The organism is Mucilaginibacter gilvus, assembly GCF_004054195.1.
GTDB lineage: Bacteria > Bacteroidota > Bacteroidia > Sphingobacteriales > Sphingobacteriaceae > Mucilaginibacter > Mucilaginibacter gilvus.
Genome location: NZ_SBIW01000002.1, coordinates 292,943 through 312,198 on the forward strand (window position 1 = coordinate 292,943; position 19,256 = coordinate 312,198).

Below are 19,256 nucleotides of genomic sequence, written 5' to 3' on the forward strand. Positions count from 1 at the left end.
AATGATAATTAAATGAATAAGGTCTCCATTTTGTAAAACTATGCAGGCGTATTTGCCTTGCTAAATCGCATCCGGAGACGTTTGAAGTAACGCTTGTAAATATCCATATCAAACAAAGCGGAGTCGGTAGCGGCCTTATAGCTAAGAAAGATACCAATTGGCAACAGTATGGCGATAGCAACCCAAGACCCTATAATTGGCGATAGATCGCCCTCCTTGGCAGATTTCTCGCCAATAGTGCCAATGATGTAATAAATAAGAAAGAAAATAACCGATATAACAACTGGCAGCCCCAAACCACCCTTGCGTATAATAGCCCCGAGCGGTGCGCCGATTAAAAAAAACACAATACAGGCCGCGCCAAGATTAAATTTTTTGTGGTACTCCAAAATATACCTGCGGATGCTTTTGGTTGCATCTTTATAGTTATCTGTGCGGTTACGAATCATATCCTGCACCTGGCGCACCTCGCTTGCCGCATTGTTGTAGGCGTTCAACTGGTCGTTTACGCCGTGTAGCAGCACGCTATCGGCCCGTATAACCTTTTTAACCGAGGCCGACTTGGCCGGTACCGAAAAATATTTGATGTAGGGTTTTATCAGGGTATAATTGGTATTTACAGTACTATCCACATTGCGGTTAGCCGAATCTACATAGTGCTGTATCTGCTTCAGATTCATCATCATGGATGCACTCCTGAACTCATTCTCATTGGTGCGTGTCATTTTAAAACCCGACAGCGGAAACCGCTGCTCTGTTTCCCCAAACCTGAACCGGGTAAGTTTCTGCCGCTGAAAGTAGTTGTTGTCACTGGGATCTTCCTGGTAGCGCACACCATCCTTAAGCTTCAAAATAAGATAAAGGTCATCTTTGCTTCGGTACATCAGCCCAGATTTGGCAAACGTTATGCTTTGGTTTATTTCCAGCGCCTCCCTTTTATAGATCATGATGCCGTACAAGGTTTGGCCATCAGGGTCCTTGCTTTTTACGCGGATAGAATAACCATCAAAGCGGTTGGTAAAAACATTTTCGGGCAACAGATCGGCCGATTTTTGTTTACGGGCATCGTACAACAAAGAATAGTATTTAAGATTTGCCCGTGGCAGCATCCAGTCGGAAAACGCAAAGGCGCCAATGCTTAAAACAACCACAACAACCATCATGGGGTACATTGCGCGGCGCAACGATATACCGGCAGATTTAATAGCCACCAGTTCGTAGTTTTCGCCAAGGCTGCCATAGGTCATGATAGAAGAAAGGAGCACCGAAAGCGGCAGCGCCATTGCTACGTTGGTTGCCGAGTTATACATCATCAGCTCTAAAATAACATACCACTGAAAGCCTTTACCAATGAGGTCATCAATGTATTTAAACAAAAACAACATCAGCAGCACAAACATTACAATAAATAAGGTTACAATAAATGGCCTTATAAATGATTTGAGCAGTAAGAGATGTATTTTTTTCATCGTGACGAATCCGGCAGTACAACAACTGCATAATGCATAACTGTAATTACCAATGCATATTGTAATTAAGCGCGCAAAAATACAGAAATTAAAATTCGTTTACGCGCCAAGCACGCTAATGAGGTAGTCTATCTGGTTATCCCAAATTTGTTTTCGCTCGGTAATGGTCTCCTCCGTAGCAAAATCAGTAATGCTCAAAGCAACGTCGTTGGTAAGCTCATCCTGAATGATTTCCATCTCAAAATACGCCTGCGGCTCGTCGTCCAGCCATTTAAAACGCACCAGTTTGTTCTCTTTTATGGCTACAAGCTTTGCATTTTGTTTCTCGCCATCCCAGGTAAAGGTGTAAATCTGATCACGCACACTTACATCATCAGCAAACCACTGCGTTAAGCCATTGGCCTCATTTAGAAAAGTATACAGTATCCTTGGGGAGGATTTTATCTCGTACTCTATGTTGAATTTCTTCTTCTCGGACATGTGCAGTTTAATCGTTAGCAACCCTTAGGATGTAAATGTTAACATTTTTTCTAAAGAAAACGAATTTCTGCTATATTTGCAAACCTTTTTCAGGAACCATCAAAATATATACTGAAAGAGTTGCTCTCTTATTTGGAGCATTAAAACAACAAACCCGGCGGGGTAGCTCAGATGGTTAGAGCGTAGGATTCATAACCCTAAGGTCGGCAGTTCGATCCTGCTCCCCGCTACTGGCAGAAGGCCACTCGAAAGAGTGGCCTTTCTTGCTATCTCAAAGCGCTTTTTTATCGCTGAACATGACCTAATGAAGTATTCTTTAAAAATTGCCCCTGCCCGGAATTACGCAGTCACGTGACTTCAAAGCTGGCGGCGGGTATATATAACCAAGCTATGCTTATATAGCATACGTGTGAATACATGGCCATCGAAACAATTAATCGATCCATTATCGATGTCTGAGTCTTTTCTGCATACTGCATAACTCCGTTTATGTAATAATTTATTTTTACTGCCTACAGCTGCTTAGTTTAGTGTGTACGACTTTCAAAAGCAACGGATGTTAACCACGAATGGAAGGATGATTATCAACAATGCAGATATGGTGCATATTTTAGCGCCAGATCAAATATTGTATTGCCAGGCCGATAATTGCTATACAAAAATCATTTCGGTAAACAACCCGGTGTATATCCTGTCAAAAACATTAAAATGCGTTGAAAAGGAGATGAATGATTTTGGTTTCATCCGGGTGAACCAATCGTACCTGGTGAACAGGTTGTACATCAAAAACATTAACCGGCGGAAGAAGCTCATCCAACTGCTGGCCAACGAACTGATCCCTTACACCATTTCTACCAAAAAGCTGGTGGCACTGCTGCTCACCTAATTTAATCTCTGCGCTTATGATAAAACAATGGCTTTTGATTGCTTTTTTTTTTACAGCCTGGCTAATCAATACACCCGCTTTGGGGCAATCATCGGGTAATGGCGTCGGAATCAACGGCTTGGTGATCGATAGTATTTCCAAACTTCCAGTTTCTGTGGGGCGGGTTAGACTGGATAATCGTCAAAGCGTAACCCTTTCAGCTTACGGCAGGTTTACCTTTCTAAATATGCTTCCGGGATGCTACTCTCTTGAAATAGTTGTTCCCGGTTACCAGTCCAAAAAAATACCGGTTAAAGTGCGGGCATCAGATTCGGGTATTATACTGGATACTATCAGGTTGACACTTAACATCCGCGAACTTAAAACCGTTTCAGTGATTAGCAGTAAACCGTTAATCCGCCAACAAATCGACCGTTTGGCTTACGACGTGCAGGCCGACCCAGAAAGCAAAATCCTGAATCTGCTGGATATGCTGCGAAAGGTCCCGTTGGTTTCCGTAGGAATCGACGACGGCATCCAAATAAAAGGAAACGCCAATTTCAAGATATTGATCAATGGGCGGCCAGCACCCTTCCCTTCTCAAAATATTTCAACCATCCTAAAAAGTATGCCGGCTGCCAGTATACAGCGAATAGAGATCATCACCACACCACCGGCGAAGTATGATGGCGAGGGCCTCGGCGGGCTTATCAACATCGTTACAGTGAAAAGATTAGCCGATGGATATAACGGCTCGCTCAACGCCAATTACAGTAAACTAAATTCGGGAATCGCCAATAGTTTGAACATTAAGAACGGAAAATTTGGTTTAACCAGCCTTATCGGGTTTAATGAGGAGACAAAGCCCTCCGCCTCCTTTGTAAACAGCCGGGCCGGGCTGGGCGTGGATGCCTCCACACTCCAGCAAACGGGTGATCAGCGTTATAAGGGCCGTACCTTTTATGTAAATGAGTTTCTAAGCTTTGAACCTGATACGCTCAACCTTTTTACCGGCTCAATCAACTACAACCAAATCAAAGGAACAAACCGAGTTGATCAGTTTACTACGTTTTCAGATATGGCAAAAACGCAATCGTACCAATTGGCACGGACTGACGGATCAAAAAGCCTCAGTTTAGAAATAGACATTAACTATCAGCACTCGTTTAAGAATGACCCGGACCAAACCTTAACGGCTTCTTATAATTTTTCGGACGAACGCGACAGGCAGCAAAATCAAAATTCCTTTAGCCATCCAATAAATTTCGACGGCCTCGATTTTGTACAAAACAACCACGACGGCCTTGCCGAACATACTGCCCAGTTTGATTACAGCAATACCTATCACAAACTTACGCTGGAAGCCGGCGGAAAATATATTAATAGGAACAACTTTAGTGCGTTCACATATCCTTCTGTCGACGATAATTTCAGCTATTTGCAGCAGATCTACAGCATTTACAACTCTTATTCACTCGACTTAGGGAGTTGGGGATTTAAGGCCGGCGCAAGGCTTGAGCATACTTATATTGACTTGGATAATACCAGCGCGAAACAGCGGTATACTAATGTAATTCCTTCAATATCCATACAGCGGGTATTCAATCCATACAATACCTTAACATTTGGTTATACCCAGCGTATACAACGGCCGTCTATAGACCAACTGAACCCATTTGTAGAGATCATAGACCCTAAAATCAGGTACACGGGCAACCCTTATCTGCTTCCTGTTTTAAATCATAGCTTTGAACTTGGTTATACCAATGTTAAAAAAGGTTCATTTAATGTTAACCTGAGTTATGTATTCTCCAACAATACTGTACAGCCATTTTGGACCCTGGCCGATTCGGTAAGTACCTCAACCTATCAAAACATCGGCAAAATTCATAACCTGGGCATGTCGGTAAGTATTCGCTACCCCATCATCAAAAACATGAACCTAAATATCAACGGGCGTATTGCCTACACCCGCTTACAGGGAATAGTAGGAACCGAGCTTTACAAGAATGATGGGTACCAGGGTTTTATTTATAGCTACCTTTCTTACGCTTTCCTAAAAACATGGCGAACATCTATCAACGGAGGATTTTACGGCCCTACGTTGCTGTTGCAGGGGCGACTTAATTCCTATTTTTACCATTCGTTTAGCTTAAGTAAGCGTTTGCTGAAAAACAAACTGGTTGCAGCTCTTGCTATAAGTAATCCGTTTAATAAATACCGACTGGCTAAAAGCGAAATTCACGCAACCGACTTCAATCAAAATTTCAACTCCTATACATACTTCCGCAACATTAATTTAAGTTTAAATTACAGCTTCGGACGACTTAAAAAAGAGATCAAACGAGCGGACAGGGGAATTGACAATGATGATAAGATAACGATTCCCAAATAAAAGCCATCTTGTAATACGCATAATTACTTAAAACACCTTTACACAACTTATGGGCAACTCCAATACTGGTTATACATGAAAGTATGGCCGACCGCCGGGATTGAACTAATGCACAGGAATAGGTTAGTTTGTCATGCTCACAAATGCCGCGCTACATAAAAATGCGTTATTTTACTGCCAGTAAATCCTTTATTTTGGAGGATAGTTTTAAGGCATTAAAAATTCCTGCGTAAACCACAATTCCGTTTTTATCAATTAAAACAGCTGTAGGATAGCCCGTTATACCGTAAGCATCTGCAACTTTTAGGCCGTTATAAAGTACCTGATATTCGGGCGCGTGCTGCTGTAAGATGGGTGCAATCGAATTTTTGGTATCGTAGCAGTTGATGGCCAGCAACTGAAAATTGGGCCCTTTGAACTTGCCGGCGATCTTTGAGAGTTCTGGGAACGCTGCCTGGCAGTATGCACAGTTTCTGATCCAGAATTCCAGCAATACAATCTTTCCTTTTTGATCAGTAAGGGAAATCTTTTTTTCAGTCCCGAATTCGGGCAATACCCACTCAGGGCCGGTTTCACTGCTGCTGATCAAAGTATTAGGCAGGCTTTGCACCCGCTGTTTAAATTGCGTGAGGTAAGTTGAAAAGTACCAGCTTTTTTCGGGCGGCCCGGCTACCGTGGCATCAACCTGGGTAAAGGTTGTTTTAATAAAATCCTGGTTTACACTGTTGGTTTGCAAGATGGCTGTGGGGAGATAACTGACCGGGTCGATCAGAATAGTATAGTTGATGGTTCTTTTGGTGGTTAAGGGTCGCAGATCGCCTAAGTGCCCAATAACCTTGTTCCGAATACCCAGCCGCAGCACGATCAGTTTCGATTGGCCTATGGTGGTGTCTGAGACTGCTTTTGTGACGTCGTTATCTTTGATAAGCAGTGGAAGTGCATTTTTTAAGCTGATAAATGAGTTGTAAAAAATTGACGTATAGCTGAATTGCTCCGGGCTAATATTATGAAAGACTTCAATAGTCTGATTTTTTTTGTCCAGGTCGAATTTTTCGGTGCCGTTATAAACGTATTTCCAGTTCTCATCCTCCCATTGATACCGAAAGCCGATTATCTTTTCGTTGGGATCCGCCTGCAAAAATATGGTGCCAGATAATTTATCTTCAATTCCGGAAGAAAAATATTTCACATCTCTTTGATAGGAGTACTGTACATGTTGAATATTAGTAAGTTTAGCAAGCATATCTGTCATCACTTTTTCCGGATCCGGAGGAGTGAGAAGCGTTATTGAGCATAAACAGAAAAGGATACCCTTCATAATAATTTATTAAAATTGCGGCCAGACGACGAACCCAACCTTCCCGATGATCTCGTCGGCACGGATCAGCCCGAATGACCTGGAATCTTTCGAGAATTCCCGGTTGTCGCCCATAACAAAATAATAATCCCGGTCAGCGGTAAGATCCAGTTGCCCATCTGTAACCGGCGAAGTGTTTGCAATATTCAAATAGTTGTAATTAACCAATTGTTTGCTGCTGATATGCAAAGGCTTATTTTTGGCGGGAATAGCTAATGGGCCAAAATCGTCAACCGTCCATTGCGCGTTGTATATATCTCTTATATCAAAATCCGGGGTATAAGCCTGACTTTTTTTTATACTATCGAGGTTAGTTTTAATGGCAAACCTTTTAAATTCATCGAGCAGCCGGCCATCAATACTTACCCTCCCTTTGGCAATCTGTATCCTGTCTCCCGGCAAACCTATGCATCTTTTGATGTAAAACTCGCCATGGTGCCTAACAATCACTACGTCATACCGGTTAACGGGGCCAAACTGCTTATAAACCAAAACCCTATCGCCGTTGATGTAGGAATTGTTCATAGAGTTTTGCTCAACTGTAAAAATAGAAATGAAAAATATACGGAGAACAATTACCGCCGTACACATCACAAGCAGGTAAGTCAATAATCCCCGGTGTTTTAGCCAAAACGTTTTCATTAGTTAGTACAGTTAATGGTTTCCAGGTAAAGCCCCTTGGTGAAGTCATCATCGAATAAGGCACCAGCTAATAGCAATTCCGATTGGCTATTAATGAGCAGGGTGTCGAAAACTCTGTCGGAAAGCGTGAAGTGGTTAATGTTTTTAAAAGAGTAATATTCTTTTTCAAAATACACATCATATTTAAAATTGATCTTCTTGATCGCATTCAGCACATAGATTTGAGTTGGGCCGCTGGCAATAAAAAGGTATTTGGTGTTGGGAAGGTGGTTTTTTGCTATAAACCGCTGGATTTTATTGAGTTCGTTGATGCACTCGTCGCAATCTGCCGTAAAAAAGTGAACTACGTAAAAGCCGTTTCCCTTAAGCTTAATTTCCGAGGGCGCGCTTTGGCCTTCTTTTTTTCCACTGTTTAACGCTATCAGTTTGGGGGGGAACTGAATGGATTGGTGGTAATACTTGCCCATGATATCGCTATTTTTGCTGCCACAATCCGAATGCATTTGGCAGCCCGGCAACACCGTTGCCAACAGAATTGTATAAAAGATATAATACTTCATAGGGTTGTGACGTAAATTTCCCCGCTGTCATTTCTAAGCGCGTAACAAGTGGTAGTGTTCATTGATTTGGCCACTGCAAATCCGCTATAATTGGCATCCAGTTTATAAATAGCTTCTGGTTTTCCGTCCCAGGAAAAGGTAAGTATCCGGTTACCCTTTGACTTGTATGCATTGCCGGAACTGTTTAGGGCGTAGAGGGATTGGTCGGTGCCTGCGATGTGGATATAAGCGTATCGGGTTTCGGTGTTCTCTACCGGCATAAACAGATTTTCTCCCTCTTCCTTGAAATCAACGGTTGGATCAAATAAATCAATTCCGCGGGCTATTTTAACAAGCTGGTTATCCTTGTAAAATTCAAGCCGGTCGGTCTTATTATAAGCCGCCACCGCTTGCCGGGTTTTGCTATTAAAGAGTAGGCTGGCGTTGTAAATGATTGCATCAATGGCAAATTTTCCGTTAATTTTATTTGATGGCCAATTAACGGGCGAAGGGGGCAACTCGCCGGCTTTGAAAAGTACATTTGTTTTATTGAATACGAAATAACGGTAATCATTATAATAATAGCTACAAGCTGCAAACGTACTATCGTTGATTAGCGTAACGGATTTTGCACCCCTTAATTTACCGGCTAATACAATTTCATCGAGTACTTTTGCAGTGGTGTCTTTTAGGGTTAGAGGCAGGTTAATTTTAACGAGTTTGCCAAGGGTGATATCAAATAGCCAAACTATACCTTTTTGGCTGGTAGGTAGTATATTAGCAATGCCCAAGCACTGCCCGGGCTCTTCTCCTCGGTTGATGAGGGCTCCTAAAAACAATTTTGATCGCTGGCCATAAACATTCAATATTTTTGGCGCATTTAAAGTTTTGCAAATTAAAAAGGTATCTATAACATCTACACTGGTGTTCTCACTGTTTTTGATGCCGGTGCTTACCATCCTCAGGTTTTTATTTAATTTGAAACTTTTTGGCGTAAGGGTATCTGTTAACACTGCATAACGGGCGTTAAATGCAACTTGAGCTTTGTTACTATTGTGGCAGGAAAATAGCGACAAATAAATAGCGGTATATAAGAGGAAAAAGCTAAAAGCGTGTTTTTTCATAGGAAGAAAAATTAAAAAAGCGGCAATTGCAAAAGCAATTACCGCTTTTAGGAGTCGCAGATTAGGCGCCTGGTTTGTAACCAGCGTAAATGTTTCCGGTTGCAGATGACTGGCAATCAGAATCGCTTGCAGGTGTGCAATAAGGCGTTTTGCCAACGGCCTTTGCTCTCAGGTCTGACAATGTGGTTGCGTGACCGAAAGCACTGGATAAGCCAAGTGCTGCGAACAGTGCTGTAGCAACAAGCCCTGTTAAAATGGTTTTTTTGTTTTTCATAAAAATTTAGTTTAGTATTTATATTTCTAAGGTATTTAGATAAAAAACGCATCCCTATTGGCCCCTGCGCCCGTTAAGTATTACTGCTGAACAAATCAGTATTCACTGGCTAATAACCCTGTTTTTTGCTGTTTATATCAATGGCGCAGCGTGATGCCGGCTAATTTCGTCTACATCATTTTAACATTGGTGTAAATATATATTTGCTTAGCATCATTAAATCCATTTTTATAGTAGGTACTTTCATAACCAACCGAAAACCAAAACCTAAGATGAGCGAATACGCTTTTTTTCCAACCCTGATTGTTCGCAATCCGGCGTTTTCTTACCAGGACTATTCTTTGAAAAACTTGGAGGAAGCCTTGCAAAACCCCTACTTTAAAAAAGCAATAAAACTGGCCAGTGTTTCACTTTACGAACAGTTGGAAAAAAAGGGTTTCCTGCTTGAGCACATGGACACCAAAATGCGTACAACGCTTTGGAAATATTTTAACCGGCTGTGTTTTAGGCCAACGCCATTTGGTTTATTTGCCGCAACATCTGTAATGCAATGGGGCGTAGCCGAACAAGCCGTCCTCACAAATTTCAAGGCACATACAATGGTCGACTTCGAGTTTGGTGTGCAGCAACAATTGTTACCCCTATTCCAACATCGGCGTTTTCAGGTGAATACAACGATTTATACCGCGGGGCGAGAGTTTAGGTTTTTGACCGCATGGCGAGAGCCCAATGAATCTGACAGAAAGTTCTTCATTAAATCCATCGTTAAGATTCCGATCTTGCAGAAGATCATTGCATTTTGCCACAGCTTGAAAACATATCCATCAATTGTGAGCTTTATTGGTGCCGAAACCGGCCTGACAGTTGCCGAAGCGGAGAAACTGCTGGAAACACTAATTTCCATTCAGTTTTTAGTTGATGACCATGACGTAAACATAATTGGTGATGACTATTTTGTTTCTCATAATGATGCTCCCGACCTGGATACGGATCAGGCTGCACCCTGTTACCTAAACCTTATAGGTGAATGCTATTCCGGTTCACTTCATACCCGGTATCAACGCACCATAAAAAAAGCAGTAGATTGTTTACATATTCTACTGAAAAATGCTCCCCTCGACAAACCAATGCAACGGTTCGTGACAGCCTTTAACCGGAAGTTTGAGGGCCAGCGTATTCCATTACTTTACGCGCTGGATCCGGAAACAGGCATTGGATACGAGGGGCTGGAAGCTGAAATTGAAGGACAAGATTTACTGGACGGCATCAACTGGAGCGCAAAGGCCGATTACAACCTACCGGTTTATTGGAGTAGCGCGCATTCATTGTTGCTGGAAAAGTGGAATACAAGTACGCTCGCCCGTAAAACCATTGTTCTTACGCCGGGCGATATAAGCGCGATAGACGATAATATACAGGGAGCACCCACACCCCAAACCATGTCAACATTATTCAAAGTGGTTAATGGCCAGGTCATTGTCGAAAGCATCGGGGGCATCACCGGCACGGCGCTGATAGGGCGGTTTACTCCGTTCGATGAGAAAATCGCGGGGTTTGCCAAAGAGGTGGCCGATTTTGAAGCCGCACAAAACCCTGGGGTGATATTTGCGGAGATCGCTCACATTTGTGAATCGCATACTGCAAATATCAACCGCCGGCAACATATTTACGCCTACGAGATCCCCGTTCTCACCAGATCCGTGCTTCCGGAAAGCAAGCAATTCACGCCGTCAGACCTGTACGTTTCCATTGTGAACGACGAAATAATTTTGTTTTCGGAAAGCATGCAAAAAAGGGTAATACCCCGTTTAAGTTCCGCCTTTAATTTTAAACGTAACCATTTATCGCTGTACCGTTTTTTATGCGACCTGCAATTCCAGGGCATCAATGGCAATCTCAACCTTGATCTTAAAAACTATTTCCCGGGAATGAATTTTTACCCGCGGGTACAATTTGGCGATAGCATCCTTTATCTGGCCACCTGGTATTTATCAAGAATAGAACTAACAGACTTACAGTCCTTAAACCCTACCCTGCCGGCAGAGGTTAACCGTATAATTGAAAAACTCAGTCTCCCCCGTTGGATAGCTTTGACAAGTCATGACAATCAACTCGTTTTCGATCTAATGAGCACCGAACAGCTCACGGTATTTTTAACAATAATTAAAGGGCAAAAAAAAATCACCATTAAAGAACACCTATATGAAATAACCGACACGCCCCTTGTTAAAGATGAAGGCGGCAAACCGTATGCCGGTCAGTTCATTGCTACCTTATATCGAAGAGGCCGCACCTACGCAGCTACAAACTTAGCGCGCCATCCCCCTGCAAAATCCACCAGGCGGATTGTACCCGGAGACGGTTGGGTCTATTATAAAGTTTATATACATCCTTCCCGTCAAAACGAAGTTTTATTAATCCTGTATAAACGTTGCATAGCGCCGCTGTGCGGTCAAAATACAGTAATGCAATGGTTCTTCATACGGTATACAGATCCCGAACCCCATTTGAGAATAAGATTAAAGGTTAAAAAAGATCTTGATGCCACAGTAATAGCATCTTTGAACCACCAGCTAAAACAATGCTTAAAAAACGGGCTGGTAGCTGATTACCTAATTGCTATTTATGAGCGGGAGCTGGAACGTTATGGGCATTTGACTATGGATTCTTTCGAGCAAATCTTTTTCAAGAGCAGTGAGCTGAACATTCGATTTTTTAAAGCATTGATCAAAAATGAAGTCATGCCTCCAAATCTGCTTATTATCTTTTCAAACGTATCGCTCATTATGGAAAATTTCAATTTTTTTGGCGTTCAAAGGCTGTCATTCCTCACCCAGGTAACTCATTCCCTGCTTTGTGAGTTTAACGACCAGGCAGACTTGAAATACGCTCTTGATTCTAAATACAAGCAAATGAAATCATTACTTACAGCCTGGGAAAACGGCGATCTAATGGTGAAAAAAGCGCTGCTATGGAAACACTCTTCCGATTTCGCTCAATCTATTCGCTACCTGGCACAGGGAACTGCACGCTCCAAGACTGATCAGCAGTTTAAATGGGCAGCAGACATCATTCACATGCACCTCAATAGATTCTTTCTTAGTGAGCAAAGGAAGCAGGAACTGGTTGTTTATTACTTGTTAATGAAACACGAATCGGCTAAACTGGCCAGAACTGCTAATCAAGCCGTATCGATAATTCCAGCTTAAATATTCGGCTATCCTGGGTTACCGTAAGCTGATGCCTGTCGCTATAAATATTTTGTAGGCGGGCCTTTGCGTTCTGAAGGCCTATCCCCCAGCCCTCAGAACCCGTTGACAGCTTTTTTTTATTGATGCATACCATTGTAAAAAAGTGATCGTGGCAACTGAGGCTAATAGCTGATGAAAACTCCGTACTGAGCAAATCGCCATGTTTGTAAAGGTTTTCTACAAAGGAGATCAATAACAGTGGTATTATCCGGTCTTTTGTGAAATCACCGTCTAAGTTAATATGCAGGTTCAACTTCTCATTATACCTTAGCTGGTTTAGATGCACCATATTGTGTAAATGATTTACTTCGTTCTCCAGCAAAACCTTGCCGTCGGCCCCGGGTATACTGAGTGAATAGCGCATCATGTCAGACAAATGCAGAATAGCCGCAGCCCCGGAGGCAGAAACTTTACGGACGGAGTTATATATAAAGTTTAGCGTATTGAAAAGCAGATGCGGGTTAAGCTGGGCTAATAGATAGGAGTTTTGCGCCTGCATAAGGTTTTTTTCAAGTTCCGAGCTTTCTTTTGCCTTACGTAAGCCTGTATTCTCCAGCTCCAGAATCAGTTTTTTTTGCATGGATACCGATTTGGCAAACCAATATGCAACGCTGATACCGATGAAATAAAAAGCCCTGTAGGTATTCAGGATAAAGAATCTTTCCATATTAAAACTCCCAGAGCGGTTGCTGATTCCCAGAGAAGTTAACAGTTTGGATAACAGGTATTGCAATAAAAGGTAAACTATAATTTCAAACAGGATGCTAATAAATGCTAAAAAATATCTCGGCCTGTAAGAAAAGCTTCGGCTGATAATTAGGGTGTTGGTGTAAAAGATAGCGATGTTGAGCAGATAGTGCAAAGCATAATCCCAGAAGTTGCTCAAAGAACCCGTAACCACATACAGGTATGATAATTCATAGGCGATAAAGATCACCCAGACGGCACAATGTCTTGCGAGCATTCCCGTAAAGCTGTTTACCGGGAAAAGTTTCTTGGCTTTCGTTTCCATTTGTCTACAGCATAAAGCTCCCGGTGTAAGTTTTTTATTTTACATCAAAAAAATTCAAAACTTAACTTTCAATTAAAACATTAAATCATGAAAACCAAAAGTAAAGTAAATTTAACAGTAAAAAACCTATTTACCTTCAAACCGCCACATGGCAAACAAAAATTTTTCGAGACGACAACTATTGACCCAACTACCACCACTACCACATCTGTGAGTACTTTCATCACATTTGGCCGCGAGGTCGCTTAAATTTCGAGATAGCCTGGTTGCTGATTGGCGGCCTGGCTATTTCTTAACTACCAAGCATTTTTTTTTGTATTTTAACGCAATGATAAAATGCTACGTTATCGACGACGAGTTTCATGCTGTTGAGGTGTTATCGGATTTCATTAACCGAACTCCGGGGCTTGAACTGGTAGGTAGTACGCTGAATCCGTTAATTGGGCTCGACGCGATCTGTTCCGCAAACTCCCCCGACCTTACATTTTTAGACATCAACATGCCGGAGCTATCCGGCTTAAAGTTTGCAGACCTTGCAGCGCCTTATACCACTATTATATTCACAACGGCCTACGCGGAACATGCGCTGGACGCTTTTGATAAAAACGCCTTTGATTATTTGCTCAAGCCTATCGCTTATGACCGCTTTCTCAAATCCGTTAGCAGGTTCAAAGGAAGAACAGTACCTGAAAGAAACGATCCTAATTATTTTTACATCAAAGGCGAAGTTAAAGGCAAGCTTCTTCGGATCAAAATAGAAGATATATTGTACATTGAAGGAGCACTCAACTATATAGTTATTCATACTACCGAAGGCAAACAACTCACCTACTTAACTATCGGCGAGATTGAAAATTACTTACCCTCAAGCTCATTTACCAGGATTCACCGTTCATTTATTGTAAACTACGCCAAGATCAAAACCATCACCGGTAATCACATTACGCTGGATGATAAAACTATTTTAAGTATCGGCAGTGCATACAAAACGGCTTTTTTTGACCTTTTAGAAAAAAAATCGCTAATATCTAAACGAACAGGCTCAGCCTCGTAGTTATTATTAGTTCACGCGATAAAACCCACGAAAGCCGCTCAATGGAGTGGCTTTCGTGGGTTTATACTTTTTCTTACTAATTAGTTCAGAAAGAAATCCAGCAGTGCTTTTTGAACCTGGGCGGTTTGTTCCTGTACCACCCAATGGCCCGAATCTTTAATGATGGCTTCGTGTACATCAGTTGCGACAAGTTTTGAATGTTCGGCCAAAAATGATCCGGCAAAATGGTCAGAACCCATAGCCAGTAAAGGTATGGTTAGTTTTGTTTTGGCAAATTCTACATTGTCTTTACCATCGTTAGCAAATTCGCCAAACCAATGGAAAGCGCCCGTGGTAGCACCAGGTACCGAATAGGCTCTTATAAACTCATTTTTTTCTGCTTGGGTAAAAGAGTTGTTCTTGAAGCCAACAGTTGGCCAGAAATCGGTGAAGAATAAGCCAACTTTACCGGATACCAGTTCGCCTGAATGTGGCTGTGCAAAAAAGCCAAACCACCAGGCTTGCGCTTTCACCTGGCTCCAAACCGGCTCAATACCCGGCAGCAAAGCATCCATTAACGCTATCTTCTTTACATCGGCTGGGAACTGCGCGGCGTAAGCGTAAGCCACCATCAGGCCGATATCGTGGCCGGCTATATTAATGTGCTGATAGCCCAGCTTTTTCATCAGCTCGTGCATATCAACGGCCATATTTTTCTTACTGTAGCCGTCGGCAGGTTTGCCAGATTCGCCAACGCCACGCATGTCAGGCGCTATAACGGTAAAGTGTTTGGAAAGCTCGGGTAACAGGCGGTTCCACATGTACCAGTTTTGACCAAAACCATGTACCAGTAATAAAGGCTCGCCATTACCTCCTATTACGTAATGGATCTTTACGCCGTTTACAGTGGCGTACTGGTTTTTGAAGCCCGCGGGTGGCGTAGCTGGTTTTACAATGGCGGCAAAGCTTACTGTAGTTAGCAAAGCGAAAAGGAAAATTAGTGCGAAGTGTTTGATGTGTGTTGTGGTTTTCATGATTGTAATTATTTATATGATGTGGGTTTTAATTCTGATTGTTTTTTCTTGTTATCGCTGATGTCTTTATAGGCATTAGGCAGGTTAAAATTGAAGTGCAGCCAGTTGAACAATACGTAGCCTTTGTTAAATTCGTCCATCTTAACAGCTGCTTTGGTTTGCTCCAGCGTAAGGCCTTTATCCACGGCAGCTTCTACTTGTTGTTTTAGTGCCTCCACGTAATCAATGGTGTATTTAATGCCGGCTTTGTTAGTCACCCTGCCATGGCCGGGAATGATGATAGCATCGGTGGGCAAAAAATCATATACCTTTTTAAGGTTGGCGGCTGGTTCCAAAAAGTAGCCATCAAACAACCAGGGAATTGCTGGACTTTCAGCAATAAAGGGATTACCTGCCCAGAATATTTTTTGGTTTGGCATCCATACAAACAGATCTGCCGGGGATTGCGCGGTACCTACATTCAAAAACTCCACAACTTTACCCTCACCCAAGTCCAGTTTGAGGTTGTTGTTTTTGGGGATCACAATATCCGCAGGCCTGTAAACCGAACTTTCGATACCCCTGCCCGCGCCAAATAATGCCACCATAAATTGTTTAATACCTTCATAGTTTTTGGCCAGATTGTCTTTCGCAAATTCATTTTGGATAATTAGTGTGGAGGATGGCAACAGGTAGTTGCTGAAACAATGGTCGCCATGGTCGCTGGTATTTACCGCGTAGATGATGGACTTATCTGTTACCGATCGGATTAAGGCAACTTCCTGATCGTACAGGCGTTTGCTCAGCATTACTTCAATTAGCAGTACGCCTTTGCTGCCAACGATAAAGCCGCCTGTAGTAGCCTGCGGGATGCCCTGCGGGGTTTCTTTCGCGGCTGTAGTTGGCAGTATGGCATAGATACCCTCGCCTAACTTCTGTAGTTTTAATTCAACTTTATTAGCATCCCAGATAGGTACCTGTGGCGGCATGGCCATTTGCGCGGATGCGCCAAGTGAGATGAGCAGCAGTAAAAAAGCAGTTACTATGTTTATTTTTTGAGTCTTCATGTTCTGTTGTTTTATGAGTTGTTAGAGAGTATATTGAATTCTATCTTTGATAACCGCCATAGTATTTTACCGGCGACCAGCTTGGGATAACCTCAGGAATGGATGGATCCTGAGCAGCGTATTTGCCCGAGGCGTAAACAATTTTGCCGTTTACCACAGTCAATACGGAGTTGATCTGCTTAACCTTTTCCGGCGTGGCGCTGAAGTAATCGGCAGAGAGGATCACCATATCGGCATACATACCTTTTACCAGTTTGCCTTTTACATTTTGCTCGCCAGAGAACCAGGCACTGCCTGAAGTATAGAGTTTTAAAGCAGTGTACTTATTTAACACCTGCTCTTTTGGCCAAAACTGCATCCCGCCAATGGTTTTACCTGTAAGCAGCCAGTGCAGTGCCATCCATGGATTATAGGTAGATATCCGTGGCGCATCGGTACCCATGCCAACCGGGATGCCCATGCTCAGCATCTTTTTTATTGGCGGCAATTGCGTTTTGGGCTGGCCATACATTTTGGTATACAGTTCTCCCTGAAAATACATGCGGAATTGTACCGCAACACCACCACCCAATGCCTTAACCCTAACCAACTCAGCATCTGTAATGGTTTCGGCATGGTCAAAGAACCAGCGCAGGCCGTTAAATGGGGTATCCTTGTTTACCTTTTCAAACACGTTCAGCATCCTGTCGATAGATTCGCCATAAGTGGCGTGCAGGCGAAAGGGCCACCTGTTTTTTACCAGCAGGCGTATCACCGGCTCCAGGTCGGTTTCCATACTATCAGACAATACTATCCTTGGCTCCAGGAAATTCTCAAAATCCGCTCCTGAGGCGATGAGGTTTTCGCCGGCGCCTTCCATCGCGTAACCATTGGCCATCAGGATATGGTCGTTTTTATTGGGGTAGGTTTGGGTAATCCATTTTTCGTAATCCTGAAACTCCCTGCCCTTGTTCTGCGCGAATAAGTAATAGGCCGTGCGCACGGTAAGCTTGCCTGCTTTAGCCAAAGCCAGCGAGGCCTGGTAATCTGCGTCGTAGTTTTGGGCACCGCCTGCAGCGTCAATCACGCTGGTGATGCCGAAACTGTTTATTTCCCTGTAAAAATGCTCCGAGCTGTTTATGCGTTCTTCGGGGGTAAGGGTGCCGGTAAGCGCCAAGGTGCGGTAAATGGCCATTGGGGTTTCTTTGGCATAGAGCAGCCCGGTTGGGTTGCCATCTTTATCCAGCTCTATTACACTGCCCGGGTAACTGGTATGCTTATCATACCCCAGTATTTCTATTCCCTTTTTATTAAGGAAAGCTTTGCCATACAGGTAAGTAATAAAAACAGGCTTATCGGGCACTGCGGCGTTTATCTCATCAATAGTGGGCTGCCTCTTTTCTTCAAATTGAAACTCGTTCCAGCCGCCTACTACTTTTACCCATGCTCCGGGTGGCGTTCTGGCGGCTTGTTCTTTTAACATTTCCATGGCGCGCTTCAGGGTTTTCACACCATCCCAGCGCAGTTCCATATTAAAGTTGAGGCCTTCCCTTACGGCGTGCATATGGCTGTCGTTTATGCCGGGGATAACCGTGTTGCCACCTGCATTGATGAGTTTGGTGCTTGCCGATTTGTAACTTGCTATTAACGCTGCAGATGACCCTGTGGCCAGGATAATGCCGTCCTTCATCGCCACTGCCTGTTTAAATTCGCCCGGTTTGGCCATAGTTGCTATCTTGCCGTTGTAAATAATAAGGTCGGCCTTTTGCTGGGCGCGGGATGTAGCCGCCATAAATACCATTGCTATAATGGTAAATAGCAGGAGCAGGTATTTTGCCGTGTTGTTGTTGTTTTTCATGATTTAATGTTTGAGTTGTGTTTATAAAGTTTTGATCCAGTTTAAAATGTAGGCGGCCTTCTCCTCCCATTCGGGTTGGCCCAACACAAAATGATTGGCGTTGCCAAACTCCTTGTAATCGGTAATGGAATCTTTGTCGCTGTATTTTTTGAAGTTGGAATAGTTGAGTGATGCAGGCATGAAATTATCTTTCCCGCCGGCCAGGAATAAAAGCGGCGCATGTGGTTTGCCGAAATCAACTTTGGCGGCGCTGGTAATAGCATCGCGCACTACCAGTTTAGATTCGGGTACTGCCAAGTTGTAATAGGCTTCCTTTTGGGCCTCGTATTCCATGCCGTTGGTAAACGCATACTGCCATTCGGTGAACGACATGAGGTAGGATTTCTTAGAAGAGGTAAAAAAGCCCAAAGGCCCCCAGCCTGCCTTGTAAAAGGAGAACTTAAAGGTCATAACGCCCTGCGGCTGTAGCGAATGAATGGCGATACCAGCTTCTGCAAGCCCGCGCTGTAGCAATATTTGTGTAATAAGCCCGCCAATTGAATGGCCAACGAGGATTGGTTTTTCGGGAAGTTGTTGAATTATGGCAGCATAATAATTAGTGAGATCGGCTAACCGCTGGCTGGCTATGGCTGCATCCGGGTGCCCTTTGCGAAGGATACATGCCGATGCGTTCTTATGCGGCCATGAAGGAGCGATGGTTTTATACCCTGCCGATTCGAAATAAATTTTCCATTTATCCCAGCTATTGGCGCTTACAAAAGCGCCGGTTATAAATACAATGGTTTTGGTGGTTAAACCGCTTGCCTGGTTATCTGATGTGTTCATTTGTTGTTAAATTGATATGACCCACTAAAACAATGGCAATACCAATTTATAATTCAATTGATTATCAGATACT

17 protein-coding genes and 1 tRNA gene are annotated in these 19,256 nt (G+C 43.1%); 6 read left to right on the forward strand and 12 right to left on the reverse strand.

Features of this window, described 5'->3' with window-relative positions:
* Nucleotides 1-38: 38 nt before the first annotated feature.
* A complete protein-coding gene (locus EPL05_RS04535) occupies nucleotides 39-1,469 on the reverse strand; it encodes an LptF/LptG family permease (RefSeq protein ID WP_128532527.1) in 1,431 nt (476 codons plus the stop codon).
* Nucleotides 1,470-1,568: 99 nt separating this feature from the next.
* Nucleotides 1,569-1,949 carry an START-like domain-containing protein gene (locus EPL05_RS04540; protein ID WP_128532529.1) on the reverse strand — a complete coding sequence of 127 codons (381 nt, stop codon included), beginning with the start codon at nucleotides 1,947-1,949 and terminating at the stop codon, nucleotides 1,569-1,571.
* A gap of 156 nt (nucleotides 1,950-2,105) precedes the next feature.
* On the opposite strand from EPL05_RS04540, the gene EPL05_RS04545 reads away from it, so the two are divergent.
* The 3 genes from EPL05_RS04545 (at nucleotide 2,106) to EPL05_RS04555 (ending at nucleotide 5,209) form a co-directional block, all read left to right on the forward strand.
* Nucleotides 2,106-2,179: transfer RNA gene (locus EPL05_RS04545), tRNA-Met, on the forward strand.
* A gap of 326 nt (nucleotides 2,180-2,505) precedes the next feature.
* Nucleotides 2,506-2,835 (forward strand): LytTR family DNA-binding domain-containing protein, encoded by a 330-nt coding sequence (locus EPL05_RS04550; protein ID WP_128532531.1) that lies wholly within the window; start codon nucleotides 2,506-2,508, stop codon nucleotides 2,833-2,835.
* 226 nt (nucleotides 2,836-3,061) lie between these two features.
* Entirely contained in the window at nucleotides 3,062-5,209 is a 2,148-nt protein-coding gene (locus tag EPL05_RS04555; RefSeq protein WP_166727626.1) for an outer membrane beta-barrel family protein, read from the forward strand.
* A gap of 166 nt (nucleotides 5,210-5,375) precedes the next feature.
* On the opposite strand, the gene EPL05_RS04560 is transcribed toward EPL05_RS04555, so the two are convergent.
* The 5 genes from EPL05_RS04560 to EPL05_RS04580 all read right to left on the reverse strand — a co-directional run bounded on the left by EPL05_RS04560 (nucleotide 5,376) and on the right by EPL05_RS04580 (nucleotide 9,145).
* Entirely contained in the window at nucleotides 5,376-6,398 is a 1,023-nt protein-coding gene (locus tag EPL05_RS04560) for a TlpA family protein disulfide reductase (RefSeq protein ID WP_166727627.1), read from the reverse strand.
* A 138-nt stretch (nucleotides 6,399-6,536) separates the two neighbouring features.
* Nucleotides 6,537-7,208: a signal peptidase I gene (gene lepB, locus EPL05_RS04565; protein WP_128532537.1), complete on the reverse strand. Its 672-nt coding sequence runs from the start codon at nucleotides 7,206-7,208 to the stop codon at nucleotides 6,537-6,539.
* A complete protein-coding gene (locus EPL05_RS04570) occupies nucleotides 7,208-7,768 on the reverse strand; it encodes a hypothetical protein (protein ID WP_128532539.1) in 561 nt (186 codons plus the stop codon). Before EPL05_RS04570 ends, lepB begins: the two co-directional genes overlap by 1 nt.
* The gene (locus EPL05_RS04575) at nucleotides 7,765-8,871 is read right to left on the reverse strand and encodes a BF3164 family lipoprotein (protein ID WP_128532541.1); all 1,107 of its coding nucleotides are present in this window, start codon (nucleotides 8,869-8,871) and stop codon (nucleotides 7,765-7,767) included. The genes EPL05_RS04570 and EPL05_RS04575 overlap by 4 nt, the downstream gene beginning before the upstream one ends.
* A gap of 61 nt (nucleotides 8,872-8,932) precedes the next feature.
* A complete protein-coding gene (locus tag EPL05_RS04580) occupies nucleotides 8,933-9,145 on the reverse strand; it encodes a hypothetical protein (protein WP_128532543.1) in 213 nt (70 codons plus the stop codon).
* A gap of 272 nt (nucleotides 9,146-9,417) precedes the next feature.
* On the opposite strand from EPL05_RS04580, the gene EPL05_RS04585 reads away from it, so the two are divergent.
* The gene (locus EPL05_RS04585; protein WP_128532545.1) at nucleotides 9,418-12,354 is read left to right on the forward strand and encodes a lantibiotic dehydratase; all 2,937 of its coding nucleotides are present in this window, start codon (nucleotides 9,418-9,420) and stop codon (nucleotides 12,352-12,354) included.
* Here the strand turns inward: EPL05_RS04585 and EPL05_RS04590 are convergent.
* Nucleotides 12,323-13,408 carry a sensor histidine kinase gene (locus EPL05_RS04590; RefSeq protein ID WP_128532547.1) on the reverse strand — a complete coding sequence of 362 codons (1,086 nt, stop codon included), beginning with the start codon at nucleotides 13,406-13,408 and terminating at the stop codon, nucleotides 12,323-12,325. The two genes, EPL05_RS04585 and EPL05_RS04590, sit on opposite strands and share 32 nt — an antisense overlap.
* An 87-nt stretch (nucleotides 13,409-13,495) precedes the next feature.
* Here EPL05_RS04590 and EPL05_RS23880 point away from each other — a divergent pair, with 87 nt between their 5' ends.
* A complete protein-coding gene (locus tag EPL05_RS23880) occupies nucleotides 13,496-13,657 on the forward strand; it encodes a hypothetical protein (RefSeq protein ID WP_166727628.1) in 162 nt (53 codons plus the stop codon).
* A 79-nt stretch (nucleotides 13,658-13,736) separates the two neighbouring features.
* The gene (locus tag EPL05_RS04595; protein WP_128532549.1) at nucleotides 13,737-14,462 is read left to right on the forward strand and encodes a LytR/AlgR family response regulator transcription factor; all 726 of its coding nucleotides are present in this window, start codon (nucleotides 13,737-13,739) and stop codon (nucleotides 14,460-14,462) included.
* Nucleotides 14,463-14,542: 80 nt separating this feature from the next.
* Here the strand turns inward: EPL05_RS04595 and EPL05_RS04600 are convergent, their stop codons facing one another.
* The 4 genes from EPL05_RS04600 to EPL05_RS04615 are packed head-to-tail and all read right to left on the reverse strand — an operon-like array spanning nucleotide 14,543 to nucleotide 19,183.
* Nucleotides 14,543-15,475 (reverse strand): alpha/beta fold hydrolase, encoded by a 933-nt coding sequence (locus EPL05_RS04600; protein ID WP_128532551.1) that lies wholly within the window; start codon nucleotides 15,473-15,475, stop codon nucleotides 14,543-14,545.
* 8 nt (nucleotides 15,476-15,483) lie between these two features.
* The gene (locus EPL05_RS04605; RefSeq protein ID WP_128532553.1) at nucleotides 15,484-16,521 is read right to left on the reverse strand and encodes an MBL fold metallo-hydrolase; all 1,038 of its coding nucleotides are present in this window, start codon (nucleotides 16,519-16,521) and stop codon (nucleotides 15,484-15,486) included.
* A 40-nt stretch (nucleotides 16,522-16,561) separates the two neighbouring features.
* Nucleotides 16,562-18,358 carry an amidohydrolase gene (locus EPL05_RS04610; RefSeq protein ID WP_208394675.1) on the reverse strand — a complete coding sequence of 599 codons (1,797 nt, stop codon included), beginning with the start codon at nucleotides 18,356-18,358 and terminating at the stop codon, nucleotides 16,562-16,564.
* Between the two features lie 21 nt (nucleotides 18,359-18,379).
* A complete protein-coding gene (locus EPL05_RS04615; protein ID WP_128532555.1) occupies nucleotides 18,380-19,183 on the reverse strand; it encodes an alpha/beta hydrolase in 804 nt (267 codons plus the stop codon).
* Between the last annotated feature and the right edge of the window lie 73 nt (nucleotides 19,184-19,256).